Origin of the sequence: Micromonospora sp. DT201 (assembly GCF_049841575.1) — a bacterium.
In the GTDB taxonomy this organism is placed as follows: Bacteria; Actinomycetota; Actinomycetes; order Mycobacteriales; family Micromonosporaceae; genus Micromonospora.
The window spans coordinates 84,107-100,271 of record NZ_JBNCKP010000009.1 but is presented as its reverse complement, the minus strand read 5'-3'; the positions used below and the strand labels follow the sequence as shown (position 1 = coordinate 100,271).

15 protein-coding genes are annotated in these 16,165 nt (G+C 69.5%); 5 read left to right on the top strand and 10 right to left on the bottom strand.

Features of this window, described 5'->3' with window-relative positions; genetic code table 11:
- Positions 1–10 precede the first annotated feature (10 nt).
- The 6 genes from ACLQ28_RS17210 to ACLQ28_RS17185 form a co-directional block, all read right to left on the bottom strand.
- Positions 11–625: a dihydrofolate reductase family protein gene (locus ACLQ28_RS17210; RefSeq protein WP_425687277.1), complete on the bottom strand. Its 615-nt coding sequence runs from the start codon at positions 623–625 to the stop codon at positions 11–13.
- A 165-nt stretch (positions 626–790) separates the two neighbouring features.
- Positions 791–1,174: a hypothetical protein gene (locus ACLQ28_RS17205; RefSeq protein ID WP_425687276.1), complete on the bottom strand. Its 384-nt coding sequence runs from the start codon at positions 1,172–1,174 to the stop codon at positions 791–793.
- A gap of 168 nt (positions 1,175–1,342) precedes the next feature.
- Positions 1,343–2,788, bottom strand: a complete 1,446-nt coding sequence (locus ACLQ28_RS17200; protein WP_425687275.1) for a non-reducing end alpha-L-arabinofuranosidase family hydrolase — start codon at positions 2,786–2,788, stop codon at positions 1,343–1,345.
- Between the two features lie 122 nt (positions 2,789–2,910).
- Positions 2,911–4,656, bottom strand: a complete 1,746-nt coding sequence (locus ACLQ28_RS17195) for a multicopper oxidase family protein (protein WP_425687274.1) — start codon at positions 4,654–4,656, stop codon at positions 2,911–2,913.
- Positions 4,653–5,105, bottom strand: coding sequence for a DUF6220 domain-containing protein (locus ACLQ28_RS17190; protein ID WP_425687273.1), 453 nt, complete (start codon positions 5,103–5,105; stop codon positions 4,653–4,655). Before ACLQ28_RS17190 ends, ACLQ28_RS17195 begins: the two co-directional genes overlap by 4 nt.
- Before the next feature lie 9 nt (positions 5,106–5,114).
- Positions 5,115–6,104, bottom strand: a complete 990-nt coding sequence (locus ACLQ28_RS17185) for a carboxymuconolactone decarboxylase family protein (protein ID WP_425687272.1) — start codon at positions 6,102–6,104, stop codon at positions 5,115–5,117.
- A gap of 143 nt (positions 6,105–6,247) precedes the next feature.
- Here ACLQ28_RS17185 and ACLQ28_RS17180 point away from each other — a divergent pair, with 143 nt between their 5' ends.
- The 4 genes from ACLQ28_RS17180 (at position 6,248) to ACLQ28_RS17165 (ending at position 10,520) form a co-directional block, all read left to right on the top strand.
- Positions 6,248–7,378 (top strand): sensor histidine kinase, encoded by a 1,131-nt coding sequence (locus ACLQ28_RS17180; RefSeq protein WP_425687271.1) that lies wholly within the window; start codon positions 6,248–6,250, stop codon positions 7,376–7,378.
- 37 nt (positions 7,379–7,415) lie between these two features.
- A complete protein-coding gene (locus ACLQ28_RS17175; RefSeq protein ID WP_425687270.1) occupies positions 7,416–8,078 on the top strand; it encodes a response regulator in 663 nt (220 codons plus the stop codon).
- Between the two features lie 108 nt (positions 8,079–8,186).
- The gene (locus ACLQ28_RS17170) at positions 8,187–8,900 is read left to right on the top strand and encodes a hypothetical protein (RefSeq protein WP_425687269.1); all 714 of its coding nucleotides are present in this window, start codon (positions 8,187–8,189) and stop codon (positions 8,898–8,900) included.
- 75 nt (positions 8,901–8,975) lie between these two features.
- Positions 8,976–10,520 carry a gluconokinase gene (locus ACLQ28_RS17165; RefSeq protein ID WP_425687268.1) on the top strand — a complete coding sequence of 515 codons (1,545 nt, stop codon included), beginning with the start codon at positions 8,976–8,978 and terminating at the stop codon, positions 10,518–10,520.
- A 66-nt stretch (positions 10,521–10,586) separates the two neighbouring features.
- On the opposite strand, the gene ACLQ28_RS17160 is transcribed toward ACLQ28_RS17165, so the two are convergent.
- From ACLQ28_RS17160 to ACLQ28_RS17145, 4 genes are read right to left on the bottom strand one after another with little or no spacing between them, the layout of a single operon-like run.
- Positions 10,587–11,471 carry an ABC transporter permease gene (locus ACLQ28_RS17160; protein ID WP_425687267.1) on the bottom strand — a complete coding sequence of 295 codons (885 nt, stop codon included), beginning with the start codon at positions 11,469–11,471 and terminating at the stop codon, positions 10,587–10,589.
- A complete protein-coding gene (locus tag ACLQ28_RS17155; protein ID WP_425687266.1) occupies positions 11,471–12,370 on the bottom strand; it encodes an ABC transporter permease in 900 nt (299 codons plus the stop codon). Before ACLQ28_RS17155 ends, ACLQ28_RS17160 begins: the two co-directional genes overlap by 1 nt.
- Positions 12,367–13,491 (bottom strand): ABC transporter ATP-binding protein, encoded by a 1,125-nt coding sequence (locus tag ACLQ28_RS17150; RefSeq protein WP_425687265.1) that lies wholly within the window; start codon positions 13,489–13,491, stop codon positions 12,367–12,369. The genes ACLQ28_RS17155 and ACLQ28_RS17150 overlap by 4 nt, the downstream gene beginning before the upstream one ends.
- Positions 13,488–14,708, bottom strand: coding sequence for an extracellular solute-binding protein (locus ACLQ28_RS17145; protein ID WP_425687264.1), 1,221 nt, complete (start codon positions 14,706–14,708; stop codon positions 13,488–13,490). The genes ACLQ28_RS17150 and ACLQ28_RS17145 overlap by 4 nt, the downstream gene beginning before the upstream one ends.
- 240 nt (positions 14,709–14,948) lie before the next feature.
- Between ACLQ28_RS17145 and ACLQ28_RS17140 the strand changes: the two genes are divergently transcribed.
- Entirely contained in the window at positions 14,949–16,031 is a 1,083-nt protein-coding gene (locus tag ACLQ28_RS17140; protein WP_425687263.1) for a LacI family DNA-binding transcriptional regulator, read from the top strand.
- The last annotated feature ends 134 nt before the right edge of the window (positions 16,032–16,165 follow it).

Below are 16,165 nucleotides of genomic sequence, written 5' to 3'. Positions count from 1 at the left end.
GGCTGCCGTACTAGTTACCGGCCGGCACCTGGTCCTTGACGTCGTCGTAACCAGCCTTTCCGGGTGCCTCCCCCGGCGCGTAGATCACGCGGAGCACGCCCGTGGGGAACGCCTCCGTCGCCACTACGCGCAGGTGGTAGGCCGTGTCGCCCTCGTCGAACAGCCTGCGGCCCTTACGCGCCGCCACCGGGTGCACCAGCAGGCGCAACTCGTCGACCAGCCCCGCGGCGAGCAGTTGCTGCACCACCGAGATCGACCCGGGGATGAGGATGCCTCTGATGCTGGTGTCAGCCTTGAGCGCGGTGACGGCACCGAGGAGATCACCCGTGATCAGCTCCGAGTTGCGCCAGGGCAATTCCAGCGACTGCCGCGAGACGACGACCTTGCGTACATCCCCGAGTTGCTTGGCGAACCCTGCGTCCTCCCCGCCGGCGGCCTCCCGGTCGGGCCAGGCGCCGGCGAAACTGTCGTAGGTCTCACGGCCGATCAGCAGCACGTCGGCGGCGTCGTAGTCCTCGGTGACGGCCCGACCCATGTTCTCGTCGAAGTACGGGAAGTGCCAGTCCGGATCGATCTCGGCCACGCCGTCGGCCGAGATGAACAGCGTGGAGATGACCTTTGCCATCGCGGGGTCCCTTCGAATCAGGTGGTTTCGGTAGGTAGACCGGCGCATCATCCCAAACTCACCAGCCACAAGCCGTCCCGAGGAAAAATTCGGCGTTTCGCATTCGTGATGGGTGGCCCGCCCGACCGGACACCTGCCGTTGAGCCAGCAGGTCCCACCGATCAATCAGCTCCCGGCGGAGGCAGCTCGGACACGCCGGTGCTGGGACAGACCGGGATTCTGCCGACCGAGGAACTCACCGAGCCGCCCGTCGTCCTCCAGACGGTAGAAACCCGCCCGCCCGCCCCGGTGGTAATCAGTCGCGGCGCCGGCGACCGCGAGCGCCGCCACGAGCAGCGCCACCAGCCAGGCGCCCGGGGCGTAGGCGATGACGAGCACCAGACCCAGCAGCACGACGGGGAGAATCAGCACGGCGACCCGACGGCGGGAGCGCTCGGTGACGAACACGATGCGGCCGCCAACCGGGCCGGCGCCGGTCGGGACCCAGATGGCGTGGGCCGCCAAGTCGGTGGGAAGGCGGGCCGCCGCATATTTGCTGGTGCTGTCCATCAGTGACCTCCACGCTCGACTCGGCTCGACGGGCGCTGCCACCGGCCTCGGCGTATCTTCTCTCGCCCGAGGACAGTCACGCCGCCCCGCCGCCCTTCGTGGAGGGTGGTGCGCGGGCTCAATCAAGGCTCGGGCGGGCTCGGCACGATGCCGAGCCCGCCCGCGCATTCAGCGTTGCAGGGTCAACAGACCCGGCCGGTACGGCAGGAGGCCGTAGTCGCCACCGGATTGCGGGGAACGACCCTGGTAGAGCAGTTGCAGGTTGCAGGGGTTGATGGTCATGGTCTGGTCGGCGCTCGTGCGCAGCAGCTCGCCGTGACTGATGTCGTTGGTCCAGGTGGCACCGCTGTTAGCCTTGCCGGCGAACGGGTTGCTCTCGCTGGCGGCCTGCGGCGTCCACGAACCGCCCAGGCTGGTGGCGGTGAACGAGCGGAAGTAGCGACCCTGCGAGCCGATCGCCTCGACGATCATGAGGTAGCGGTTCTGATTTTGGAGCTTGTAGACCTGAACGGCTTCGAACAGGTTGTTCGTCGAGTCGCTCATGATGGTCGTGTAGTTGCTGCCGAAGTTGCCGGGGAAGTTTCCGATCGGCATGCTGGCCCGGTAGATCTTGCCATTGTCCCCGGCGAAGAACAGGTACATGTTCGTGCCGTCACCGATGACCGCCTGGTCGATCGGACCCGTACCCGAACCCGTGATGCTTCCGGTGAACAGCGTCTGCGCCGCCGACCAGCCATTCGGGTTGGTGGGGTCACTTGAGGTCCGGTAGGAGAACGCGGTGCCACCCCACTGGTACGCCAGCACCCAGATGTTCTTCGGGGCGAAGTAGAACAGTGACGGCGCGACAGTGGCCGAGTTCATCGCGTTCTGGCTGGCCGAGCCCATCTCCGAGTAGTTGGTGAAGAGGCTGAAGTTCATCGAGCCCCACCTGGTCCCGGTGTCGTGCGTGGTGGCGTAGACGAGCTGCCGGCCGTTGTAGGGGGCAACGGTGAAGTCCTTGAGCGAAACCCACCCCGACCTCGGGGTTGCCAGCTGGCCGGTCGATGACCAGCGGTACGTCGACGGAAGGTTGCACGTCTCGGTCGGCGGCGCAGTGGTCGGCGGTGGCGTCGTGGGAGGCGCGGTCGTCGGAGGCGCGGTCGTCGGAGGCGCGGTCGTCGGGGCCGCAGTCGTCGGGGGCGCGGTCGTCGGCGTCGTGCTACCGGTACACGTCACACCGTTCAGAGCGAAGCTCGTCGGTGCCGGATTGCTGCCCGTCCACGAACCGTTGAAACCGAACGACACCGTGCCGTTGGTCGCGACTGAGCCGTTGTAGCTGACGTTCCTCGCGGTCACCGCCGAGCCGCTCTGCGTCAACGACGTGTTCCACGCCTGCGTCACCGTCTGCCCGGCGCTGTACGACCAGGTCAACGTCCAACTCGTCAACGGATCACCGAGGTTCGTGATCGCCACGTTGGCGCCGAAGCCGCCCTGCCACTGCGACGACACGGCATAGTTCACCGAGCAGCCCGCTGCGGCGGCACCGGCCGGCAACGCCACGACAACGGTCGTCGACACCAGCAAAGCGACGCCGGCCGAGACCAAACCGACATTGGTGGCTCTAGATCTGCTCATACGACACTCTCCTGACGGGACGGCGGCCAACACATTGGTGGTGATCGTTGGTGGGGGTCGCCTTTGTGAGCGTTAACAGGCCGCGACAAGCATGTTACGGGAGCGCTCCCATACCCTCAAGCTCATGAATACATCAGGTGCAACGTCATCCCGGCGTCGGCGTGCGCCAGATTGTGGCAATGGTTGGCCCACATTCCCGGGTTGTCGGCCCGGAACGCCACCTCCCACACCTCACCGGGTCGGACGTCGAACGAATCCAGCCACAACGGACTTCCGGCCGCCGGCTTTCCGTCGCGGGACAGCACCAGGACGTGATGGCCGTGCAGATGCCACGGGTGCACGGTCTGCGATCGGTTGACGATCGTGAACCTGACGACGTCGCCGAGGCGTACGACCTGCGGCGGGATGTCCGGGTCAGCCGCGCCATTGACGGTGTGCGCGTACCGCGGAAGCAGTTCGTGCAGGTCGAGGCCACGATCGAGAACGAGGGTGAACTTCCTGTCGAATCGCGACCACGGCACCGGAGAAGCGACGCCGTAGGTGAGCGGATCCAGCACCGGCCAGGCGCCCGTCGCCGTCGAGACCGACCCGGTCGAGTAGACCGCCCGTTCGTCGACGAGCAACGCCACCGGCGTGGCGGGCGCGTCGAACACCAGGTCGTAACGACCCCCGGCCGGGATCAGCACGGCGGTGTCCACGAGCGGTGTCGGGCCTCGCAGGTCGAAGCCGTCGATCGCGGCGACCCGGAACGCGGTCCCGGCCAGGGCGTAGCGGTGCGTCGTGCTGTCGGTGTTGATCAGCCGTAGCCGCACGGGGGTGCCCGCCTCGACGCGCTCGGTTCTCGGTGCGGGCAACGGACGGCCGCCCAGGGTGTGCACCGGCACCGTGACGTCGAGACCGGTCATCGGCCCCGGGCGCACCACCAGGACACCGTAGAGGCCCATCCGCACGCCGACGTCGGAGACCGAATGCGTGTGGTACCAGTACGTCCCGGCCTGATCCGCGCGGAACCGGTAGACGAATTCCTGTCCGGGTAGCACCGCCGCCTGCGTCACGCCGGGCACGCCGTCCTGACTGTTCGGCACGTCGTACCCGTGCCAGTGCAGCGTGACGCCTCGCTCGATGTCCCGGTTGCGCAGCGTCACCTCTACGACGTCGCCGACGGTGGCGGTCAACTCCGGCCCGGGTACCTGCGCGTTGAACGCCCACGCCGCGACGTCACGGCCACTCACACTCACCGTGGCGGTCCCGGCCGTCAGGGTGAACCGCCTGGTGGGTTCGCCGACGCCGACGGTCCGCGCATCCCGATACCCATGATCATGGGGTACGGCGGGCGCGCCGTCCGGGGCGACGGTCAGCCCGGTTCCGGTGACCAGCGCCGCGACCGCCACCACGAGGGTCGCCCGGGACACCGTCCGCGACGGACGCGCGCCGAGGGCACGCCACGAGACCGCCGTCGCCGCGACGACCCCGGCGACCGCGAGCAGCCCCACTCCTGCCGACGCCGGATAGCCGTGCAGGATCGTCACGAGGAGGGCACTGCTCGTGGCGTACCCGGCGAAGAGGAGCGGGACCGCGACGGACCGGATGTCGCCCGAGGCCCGCAGCAACCGCGGCACGGCGACGCCCACCGCCGCGAGCGACAGTGGGGCGGCGATGAGGACCTTCTCCGCCGCGAACCACCAGCCGGCGCGGGCCAGCGCGATGATCGTGATCGCGCGGGCGAGCGTGGCGAGCAGCGCGAAGGCGGCCAGCCCCAGTGTGAGCGGGCGACGCCGGGCGGCCGAGGCGGCACCGCCGCCCAGCCAACCAGCGGCCGCGAGGACCGCGATCACCAGGTCGGCCGCGAGCAGCGAGCCCGTCGTCATACCGGCTCCCCTTCGCGGACGGTCACACCGATGGTGTCGGCCGGTGCCGGGTTGGCCAGCTGTCGCGCGGCCCGGAGGATGCCGACGACGACGTGCACCGCGATGATTCCGTTGACCGCGTGCAGCCCGGCGATGGTCAGGCCGAACGGACCGCTGACGCCCGCGGCGTCGGTGGACCCGTTGGCGAGCATGGCGGTGAGCGCCTGCACGACGACGAGGCCGATCGGCAGGACCGTCAGCCCGATGAGCCGGCCCGGCGCCCCCGCCAGCGCGGCGAACAGAATCGTGAACAGGCTGAGGACCGGGATGATCATCATCCCGTTGACGCTGTGCAGGGCGTACGAGTCGTCGCCCGCTGGCTTCGTAAACGCGCCGACAGCGGCGAGGACGAACTGCAGGGCGAACGCGACGAGCGACAGAATGCTGACGATGACGAATGCCTTGCGCATGGTGACCTCCTAGAGGTGCGCCGAAGACAGGGCTCCGGCGACGTGATCGGTTGCGGTGATCGCTCCGTACGCGACAAGCCGCACGAGGTCGGCGTCGGCCGGATGGGAGAGCCGCCACAGAGCGACGTCGCCCACGGTGATCGCGCTGGGCGCGAATGCCGCCAGCAGCGCGATGCGCGTACCGACGCGATCCCTGCCGGGCACGTCCCGGACCAGGTCGACGGCCCAGTCCGCAGGCCTGCCCGGGAACCGCCCGTCCTCCCAGCGCACAGTCGCCGTAACGGTCTGGCGCGCCACGTCGCCCAGGAGGTCCCCGCCCTGCGTGGCGGCGTCCTTCAACGACGCGTACGCGACGCCGACCGGGCTGTCCCCCGCCCAGCCGGGTGGTGCGGTCGTGCCGGCTGGGAGGAGCGGGAGGCTTCGGCCGGGCTCCTTCGGCTCCCGGGCCGCCCTGGCGTAGAGCCGGCCCCCGACCGACCGCACCAACGGGGAGCGTTGCAGGCCGCCGGGGAGCAGATCAGGATCGAGCAGCGCCGACACGATCCGGTTGATGAAGTGGAAGGCGAGCAGGGTGCCGGTTACCTCGGGGTGGTACGAGCTGGCCCAGTCGGTGGCTTCGGGATTGCGGCTTGCCTGCGCCCAGCCGACGAGCTCGGCGTGCCTCGGTTCGGATGGTGTCCCGCCCCGGGCGATGACCTCGGCCAGTCGCGGTTCGCCCAGCGCGTGGAGCAGCATCACGTGGGCGTCGACGCAGAACTGACAGCGGTTGGCCCGGGACACCGCCGACGCGACGAGTTCGCGGTCGACCCGAGGGGCGTCCCCGGCGAGCAGGGCCTCGCGCATCAGCGCCCAGGTCGCGGCCAGCACCTCCGGCACGACCGAGAGCGCTTGGAAGGTGGGCAACGGCCCGAGGAAGTCGTCCGACAGTTGCCGGTAGACCTCCGCGGTCAGGCCGGTCGCAGCCGCCGCTTTCGCGGGGGTGAAGAAGCGGTATGTCATGGACTCGATGCTTGCTTCGACGATCCGGAAAAACGTCGTGCCGCCGCAGGCACTCGGTCGGCCGCCGATACCGCGTCCGCAGTACGCCCGCCTACCGCAGGCGGTGGATGCTGACCGATGACGGCCCGCTCTACAGTTCGACCATGCGTCCCGACCTGCCGTACGCCCTCAGCGGCCTCGCCCTCGGCGCCCTCCTGCTCGGCAACGCCGCGCTCGCACCGGACGCCGCAACGGTTGGGGCGGTCGACGTCGCACTGGTCCTCGCCACGACCGTGGCGGTGGCGGTGTGCCGGCGGTTCCCGGTGATGGCGCTAAGCGTGGTGACCGCCGCCATGCTGGCCCTCCACGTCCGGGTACACCCCGGGGTGTCCGCCGCGTTCCCTGTGCTCGGCGCGGTCTACGTCGCCGCCTGGCGGGGCCACCGAGCGGCCGCCGCTGTGGCCAGCCTCGCCTTCCTCGGTGGATTCCTGGCTCGTGACGTCTCGGTGGCGCCGGCCGGCCAGGCAGGCCAGCTGGTCGTCGAGCGGACGAACCTGCTGCTGGGCTGGTTCGTGGCGGCCAACGTCGCCGGGCTCGTCGCGCGGCAGCGCCGGGCATACCTGGAACAGGTCGAACAGCGGGCGATCGAGGCCGAACGCACCCGCGAGGAGATGGCGTTGCGTCGCGCCGGGGAGGAGCGCCTGCGCATCGCCCGCGACCTGCACGACTCCTTGACCCACAGCATCTCCGTGATCAAGGTGCAGGCCGGGATCGCCGTGCACCTGGCTCGCAAACACGGCGAGGAGCCATCGGCCACACTGCTGGCGATCCAGGAGGCCAGCGGCGCCGCGATGCGGGAGCTGCGCACGACGCTCGACGTCCTGCGTTCACCTGCCGACGAAGACCGCGTCGGGCTGGCCCAGGTGGACGAACTCGCCGAGCGGACCCGGGCGGCCGGCGTACCGGTGCACGTGGCCGTCAGCGGTCAGCCCCGGGACCTACCCGCCGAGATCGACCAGGCCGGGTATCGCGTCGTCCAGGAGGCTCTGACCAACGTGGCCCGCCACGCCGGCCTCGCCACCGCGCACATCTGCGTCGAGTACGCCCCGGCACAGCTCACCGTCTCGGTCACCGACGACGGCCAGGCGTCGCCGGCCCGGCCGATGGCACCGGGTGTGGGCCTGCGCGGCATGCGGGAACGGGTAACCGGACTGGGCGGCACGCTGCGGGCCGCCGCCCGCGACGACCACGGGTTCACGGTACGAGCCACCTTCCCACTGGACGGCCCGGCATGACGGATCGTGGCGGCTCCTCCCTCCGGTCGGAGCCGTCATGATTCGGGTCCTGCTCGCCGACGACCAGGCTTTGATGCGAGCCGGGTTCCGGGCGTTGCTCGACGCCGAGGACGATCTGGAGGTCGTCGGCGAGGCCACCGACGGCACCTCGGCGGTGCAACTGTCGCGACGGCTGCGCCCGGACGTCGTGCTGATGGACGTGCAGATGCCAGGGCTCGACGGCATCGAAGCCACGAGGCGCATCGCCGCTGATCCCGAACTCACCGCGACCCACGTCCTCATCCTCACCAACTACGGGCTCGACTCCTACGTCTTCGCCGCCCTCCGCGCGGGTGCCAGCGGTTTCCTCCTGAAGGACGCCGACCCCGCCGACCTGCTTCAGGCCATAGCCGTCGTGGCTCGTGGCGACGCACTGCTCGCGCCGGCCGTCACGCGTACGCTCATCAGCGAATTCGTGTCCGGCCCACCGCCGGCCGAGCCAACGGCCGGACGTGACGTGCTGACCGCGCGTGAGCAGGAGATTGTCGAGCTGGTCGCCAACGGGCTCAGTAACGACGAGATCGCCGTGCGCATGGTGATCAGCCCGTTGACCGCCAAGACCCACGTGAATCGCGCGATGATGAAGCTGCACTGCCGCGACCGCGCCCAACTGGTCGTGTGGGCGTACGAGTCGGGGCTGGTCACACCGCGTCGCCGGTGACCGCCATCAAGGTCCGTCGGTCGCTGAGCCACCCCCGTCAGCACACGGGGGAGGTCTGACGCACTAACATTGCCGCCGTCCGCGACGGCTCTGCTGAAACGAGGCGACATGCGTTGGCTCCGTCGGTTGCTGGGCGGTAGGCGGGTCCAGCTCGATCCGGGACGACAGCAGGCGCTGCTGCGGGACGTTCAGCACCGATACGGTGCCCATGCGCAGATCCGGTTCACCGAGCAGGTCGAAACGCTCACCGCGACGCTGAACAGCGACGATGGCTTGGTGGTGGCGGCCCAGGTCGTGGGTCAGGTCGCCGATGAGGCCCACGTGGACCTGCAGACCCAGGCCCAGGAGATCCACCGACGGACGGGTCGGCGGCTGCTGGTGCACCGCCGCAACTACCGGCCGCTGTGGAAGGAGGCCGGCCCTGCCCTGCGGTGGCCGCTGTTCGGGCTGCCCTCGGGCTTCCATCCGTACGCGCAGGTGGCCGCCGCCGTCGCGGTGGTCGGCAGCCGAGCGCACCGCCTCAACCGGGTGACCGACCCGAACCCCCTCCTGACCCGGGTGTTCGAGGTGCTCGACCTCACCACCGCCGGCTGGGAGTACGGCCGGGTGCGGGTGGACACCGACGCCGCCGCCCTGGCCGATCAACTGATCACGAGCGCCGGGCAGGTCCTCGCGGCCCTCGACGATCCTCCCCGACTGCCACCTGCGGTCCGTGAGCTGATGCGCCGCAACAACACCGTCCCCGTGCACGACCCGGCGGGCCCTCGGGTGGTGGGTGGGATCAATCTGGGCGCGAAGATGCGGGAGAATTTCCTGGTCTGAGGGCGCCAGACGGCCGCGACGACAACTGCGCGCAACCGCTTGCCGGCCCGCCGAATGCGGCTTGAACATGTGCGCATGGGGCGAGAACGTCGTGTCATTCTCGGGGTCAACGTGGGCCCCACGGCTGTCCGGGCGGCCGCTTTCGCGCTGGACGGCACCGTGCGACACGTCGCGACACGGACGTACCCGCTTCTTCAGCCGGTGCCCGGTTGGAGGGTTCAGGATCCGGATGTGCTCGTGGCGGCCACTCTGGAGGCGATCGCGGCCTGTGTCGCCGACACCGCCGGGCCGGAGGTGGTCGCTCTCGCGCTGAGTTCCGCCAGGTACGGCCTGATTGGGCTGGACGCGGCGATGACACCGATGACGCCGATGCTGACCCGTCTAGACTCACGGTCGTCGGAGGCGGCTCGCGACCTGCGGATCTCCGGTCAGAGCCGGGAGCTGCACCGGTTGACGGGCACACCTGTGCACCCGATGAGCCCTCTCTGCAAGCTCATGTGGTTTGCCCACCACGAGCCGTATCTGTGCACGACGGCACGGTGGTGGATCGGCCTCAAGGACTACGTGCTCTATCGGCTCACCGGAAAGCTGGTGACCGAACTGTCCTCGGCGTCCGGCACCGGGATGTTCGACGTGCACCGTCGGGTATGGAGTCCGGCCGTGCTCAACCTCGTCGGGGTGTCGGAGAGCCAACTGCCCCCGGTCCTACCCACGACGGCGTTGCTGCGGCTGTCGGCGACAGCCGGACGGGCGGTCGGCCTACCGTCCGGCACACCCGTCGTCGTGGGTGCGGGGGACGGTCCGTTGGGCATCCTGGGCGCGGCGGCGATCGACAGCACCGTCGGGGTCCTGACGCTCGGGGCTTCCGGGGCGCTGCGCACGGTCGTCGCGGCTCCCCTCGTCGACCCGGCGGAGTCGCTCTCCTGCGCTGCGCTGACCTCGGATGCCTGGGTGGTCGGCGAGGCGGTCAGCAACGGTGGCAACGTCGTGCGTTGGGCGGGGTGCGCCCTCGCCCCCGACCTTCACCCAGTGTCCGATGATGATCATGCCGCACCCGCACTCCTACGCCTCGCCGAGCGGGTCCCCCCGGGAAGCGACGGTCTCGTGATGCTGCCCTATCTGCTGGCCGACCGCGCAGCGGCAGGGGGATCCGGCCCGCCGGGCGCGTATCTGGGATTGCGCAGCGGACACACCCGCGGCCACCTGGTGCGGGCGGCCGTCGAGGGCGTATGCCTGCAACTCGGCGGCGTCCGTGACCGCTTGGCCGAGCTGACGCCGATCAGCAGCGTACGGCTGACCGGCGACGCCTTCCGTGCGCCGTTGTGGCGCGAGGTGATGGCCGCGGTCCTGGATTGTCCGGCGCAGGTTGCGGGCGAGGCCGATGACGCCGCTCTCGGTGCGGCCGCTCTCGGGCTCTTCGCGATCGGCCTCGCACCCGATCTCACGGGGGCTGTCGCCCTGCTCGATCCCGAGGGTGCCCGCAGCGAGCCGATTGCGGTCGACCCGACCCTTGCCACGGCCTATCGCGGCCTGCGAGCGAAGCTGCCCACGCTCGTCACGGTCGTGGGCCGCCTGGGCGAGATCCTCGACGAGGTGGCGACCGGCCCGGGCATTGACTGACGGGCCATCGCGCCGACCCCGGCCGCCACGGGCGGTTGACCAGGTCGACCCACCGGGTGCCGGGCTTCAGTGCTCGGGATCCTCCTTGACCTGGGCCACGAGCTGAGTCGGGTTGACGTAGCGCAGCGCGATGACGAGCAGGACGAGCATCATCGAGGTGTAGATGACCGCCATCGCGTCGACCGACTGCTGGGCCCTGATCCCGGACGCGGACATCGAGTAGTAGAGCGCCACGACGAGGGTCTGTGAGTCCGGGCCTGCGGTCAGGAAGGTGAGCTCGAACATGCCGACGGTCCGAACGAGAACGAGGATCGCGGACGCGAGGATGCCCGGCACGAGCAACGGTGTGAGGACCCGGAGGAACACCGTCCGCAGGCCCGCGCCGCACATGCGCGCGGCGCTCTCGATCCGCGGGTCGATCTGCTCGATGAAGGGGGTCATGGTCAGGATGACGAAGGGCACCGAGGGTACGAGATTGGCGAGCACGACCCCGGACATGTTCCCGGCCAGGCCGAACTTGTAGAGGACGGTCGCCAGCGGGATGCCGTACGTGATCGGCGGCATGAGGATGGGCAGCAGGAACACGAGGAAGATCAGCCGCTTGCCGGGGAACGACCGCCGCGCGAGGACATAGGCCGCCGGCACGCCGATCAGCAGGGAGAGGCCCACGACGAGTACGGAGACTTCCAGGGTCACGACGATGACCTGAAGGAGTGCGAACTCGTCCCAGGCCCGGCCGTACCAACTGGTGGTGTAGCCGTCGGGCAACCAGGTGTCGAACCAGCGCTGGCCGAAAGAGCTGACCAGCACGGACGCCACGACGCCCAGCAGGTTGAGGAAGAAGAAGATGACGACGCCCCACACGATCCAGGCGGCCGGGCGCGCGGTGATGCGCCGCCGACCGGTGGTCGCGGGGTGCTGCTCTGGTGGCGCCTGGGTGATCGTTGCCATCAGCCCTTGCCTCCGGTGGAGCCTGTGTAGAAACGGCTGCGAGCGGCCAGGACCAGCGCGATGATGACCAGCTCCACGAAGCCCATGATCATTGCGATGGCCGACGCGTACGGGTAGTCGTACTGCTCGTACGCCGCCTGGTACGCGGCGAGGGAGATGACCCGCGTCTCACCGGCCGGGTTTCCGACCAGGACGGCCGACGGGAACACGCTGAACGCCAGCACGAACGTCAGGCAGAAGGTCGTGGCCAGGCCCGGCATCAGCAGCGGGAGGGTGATGTGCGTGAACCGGCGACGCCAGTCCGCTCCCAACGTCGCCGCCGCCCGTTCCAGGGTGGGGTCGATCCCGGAGAGGTAGGAGAGCACCAGCAGGAACGCGAACGGAAAACCGGTGATCACCAGCGAGAAGAACACACCCCAGTAGTTGTGGGTCAGCCGCACCGGCTCGTCGACGAGGTTCGTGGCGAGCAGGATCCGGTTGAACCAACCGGTCGGGCCGAGGAAGTTCAGCAGCCCTTGGGCGGTGAGGACCGTGCCGAGCGTGATCGGCACGACCAGCAGTGTGGTGACCAGCCGCTTGCCCCGGAACCGGCCGCGCATTCGGTAGGCGATCGGCACGGCGGCGAGGACGTTCAGGAGCGCGGCGGGCAACGCGATCCGCAGCGTGATCCAGATCGTGCCCCGCTCGTAGGCGTCGGAGAAGAACCGGGCGTAGTCGCTGAACGGCCCGCCGTTGGTCGGCTGGAACGAGAGCGTCAGCCCGTAGAAGAACGGGTAGAGGAACAGGGCGATGACGAAGACCAGGGCCGGCACCAGCAACAGGAGCTGGCGATCGACCCCCCGCTCGGCGAGACGGTGCTGCCAGTGCGCCAACGGTCTGCCGGGGCCGGCGCCGCTCACCGCACCGCCCCCGAGGCGTCCGCGAGCCGGTCGGGCCGGCGGTCGGTCTCCTGCGCCGCTCCGGCGGGATAGACGAGGAGCCGCTGCGGATCGATGGAGAGCTTGACCTGGTCGCCTGGTGCGATCCGCTGCTCGGTACGCAGGTGCACCAGCTGGCCCCTGTCGGTACGGGCCTCGGCCGCCAACTCCCGGCCCTGATACTCCACCACCTCGACGGTCGCCGACATGGCGTTGGCGGTCTCGCCGGGGCCGTCGACGCGGATGTCCTCGGGGCGTACCACGACCACCACGTCCGACCGGGCCGGTAGGTCGCCGATGGCCTCGCCGAGCAGGCGGTGGCCGGACGACTCGACGGTGGCCCTGGTGCCGGCCGCCTGCTCCACCTGTCCCCGCCACAGGTTGCGGTAGCCCATGAAGTCGGCGACGTGCCAGTTTGCCGGCCGGGTGTGCAACTCGCGCGGTGACCCGATCTGCTGCACCCGTCCCTCCCGCAGCACCACCAGCCGGTCAGCCAGGGAGAGCGCCTCCTCCTGGTCGTGGGTGACGTAGACGGTGGTGAGCCCCAGCGACTGGTGCAGCCGGCGGATCTCGGTACGCATCTCCAGACGCAGCTTGGCGTCGAGGTTGCTCAACGGCTCGTCCATCAGCACGAGGGACGGCTCGAACACGACGGCACGGGCGATGGCGACGCGTTGCTGCTGACCACCTGAGAGCTGGCCGGGCAGTTTGTCGACGTGGTCCTCAAGCCGCACCAGACGCACCGCCTCGTCCGTACGCCGACGCGTCTCCTCCTTCGGCAGCCGCCGCATGCGCAGCCCGAAGGCGATGTTCGCCCGGACCGTCAGGTGGGGAAAGAGGGCGTAGCTCTGGAACACCATGCCGAAGCCGCGGCGCTCCGGTGGCAGCGTGTCGATCCGGCGCTCGTCCTGCCAGATGCTCCCCTGGGTCAACGGCAGGAGCCCAGCCAGGCAGTTCAATGCGGTCGACTTGCCGCAGCCGGACGGGCCGAGCAGGGCGATGAACTCGCCCGACTCGATCGTCAGGTCCAGCTCGGTGAGCGCGTCCTGGCCGCCGAACCGTCGGGACACACCGTCCAACCGCAGCTGGGAGAAGGTGCTCATCCCTGCTTGACCTTCCCGCCGCCGATTTCGCGGTCCCAGCGGTTGAAGGCCGCCACGAGGCTCTTCGCGTCGAGCGGGACCTCGGTCGGGTTCCCGGCGATCAGCGCGTCGTATTCGGGGCGGCCGAACTCCCGGATCGCATCCTGGCTCTTCTGCGGCGCCGACGAGAGCCCCACGTCCTTGACCGCCGGCCCCGGGTAGAAGTAGCCCTCGTCGTACGCCTTCGCCTGCTGCTCGGGTGTGAGCATGAACGCGAGCAGGGCGAGCACCGCGGCCTGCGTGTCGGTCGAGACGCCCTTGGGTAGCACGGCGTAGTGCGCGTCGGTGACCCAGTGGAAGCCGTCGAGCGTGGCGATCCTGGCCTCCTTGGGCACTGTGCCCAGCACCCGGGGGTTGATGTCCCAGCCGGTCGTGCTGACGATCACGTGAGCCGTGCCGTTGGCGAGGTTCTTCATCGTCTCGGCGGTGCCGGACGGGTAGTAGTCGACGTACTGGCCCAGTTCCTTGAGGAAGGCCCACGTCTTGTCCCACCCCGTCGTTGGATCCTTGGGGTTCGTGTCGCCCAGGATGTAGGGCAGACCCATCAGGAACGTTCGGCCGGGGCCGGAGTTGGCCGGCCGGGCGTACTGGAACTTCTTGGGGTTGCCCTTGGCCCAGGCGAGCAGGGCTTCCGCGCTGGTCGGCGGCGCCGGCAGGCGGGACGGCAGGTATTCGAGTAGCGGGCCGGACGGGTAGTAGGTGACCGTGACGCCGGCGTTGCCGGCGAGCTGCTGCATCGCGGCGGCCGGTTCCAGGTAGTTCCGCATGCCGCCGAGGCGGTCCTGGAACTTCGGCAACACGTCGATCCAGAGACCCTGTTCGATTCCCGCCGCCAGACCGTCGACGCCGGTCAGCACGAGACCGATGTCCACCCGGTTCGCGCCCTGCTGAGCCTTGATCTTGCCGGCCAGCTCAGGTGCGGGCGCCTTCGTATAGGTCACCCGGGAGATCACGTCGGAGTTCTTGGAGACGAAGTCGTCGATCATCCCCTGTGTCAGTTGCAGGTTGCCGGCAACGTCGAGAACGTTGAGCGTGACGGCCTTACCGGGCCGCTGCGGCACCTCGCCCGTGGTGTCGCCCGAGGATTTGCCGGGGCTGTCCGGCGCCCCACACCCGACGGCGCCCACGAAGAGCGACGATGCCGTGACCATGAGAGCGCCGCGCCGCGTCATACCCATGAGTCGTTCCCTTCATCGACTACCCGGGCCGGCCAGGTAGGTCCACGCTGCGCTCAGGCGGGGTCGCCCCCTGCGCCGTCCGTGAAGCATTGAGACAGCCGGCGCGGCGTCACGGCAACGGGTTGCCATGTATTGCCTCGCGCGAATGTGTCCGAGCGGACGAATTGTTGCGCGGGCATTGCCGGGTACTCACCGACGTCATACCATGATCACGGCGCGTAGCCCGGGAGGAGCATGAAGATGCCCGACCACACCAGGCCGCCCGACAAGAGGATCACGATCTACGACGTCGCGGATGCCGCCGCCGTCTCACCGTCCACGGTGTCGAGGGCCTTCTCCAGACCGAGCCGCGTCAATTCCGAGACCGCCGAGCGGATCCGGCAGGTCGCCGAGCGGCTGGGCTACCGGACCAACCCTCTGGCACGCGCCCTCACCACCGCACGCACGCACATGATCGCGCTCGTCATCGCCGACATCACCAACCCGGTGTACGCCGAGATCGTCCGCGGTGCGCAGGAGGCGGTGATCGGCGACGAATACACCACCGTGCTGATCGATGCCCAGGAGTCCGACCGGTTGGAACGGGCGGCGATCGAACGCGCCATGTCGACAGTCGACGGCATCGTGCTGGCCAGCAGCCGGATGTCCGACTCGGCCATCCGGATGTTCGCCAAGCAGCGGCCGGTGGTGGTCCTCAACCGCGCCATCGCGGACGTGCCCTGCCTCGTGACGGACAACCCCCGGGGGGTCCGGCGGGCCGCCGAGCACCTCGGCGAGTTGGGCCACGACCACATCACGTACGTCGCGGGGCCGGAGGCGTCCTGGCCGAACGGCATCCGCTGGCGGTCGTTGCTCGAAGCGGGCATGGAGCTGGAGATCAAGGTACGCCAGATCGGCCCGTTCAGTCCGACCATCGAGGGTGGTGAGCGGGCCGCCGAGGAGTTGTGCGCGCGTCCGGCGACGGCGGTCCTCGCCTTCAACGACCAGATGGCGATCGGCCTCATCCGCGGTCTCAACCGCAGGGGCGTCAACGTTCCGGGCGACGTCAGCATCGTGGGTTTCGACAACATCCTGGCCGCCGACCTCGTCACACCCGGGCTGACCACGGTCGCGGCACCGTTCTACGCGGCGGGCTCGGCGGCGGCCCGGCACCTGCTCACGATGATCGAGGGGGCCCCTGGGCACACCGGCCGGCCAATGGTCCTGCCGGTACGCCTCGTGGTCCGCCACTCGACGTCCACGCGCAACCTGAGCCCGGGTCGGGCCCGACCACCATGGGTACGGCAACGGCCCGCGACCCAGCCGGCGGCGCACCTGTCGTGAGGTCGGAAAGCCCCGCGACAAGAAACGACAACTCGTTGCCGAGGCCGGGCAGCGCCGGACAGTATCGGCACACCCGCCCATCCATGCACATCACTGCGTCTGCGAGACGGACCCATCGACGTCTCAAGCGGACG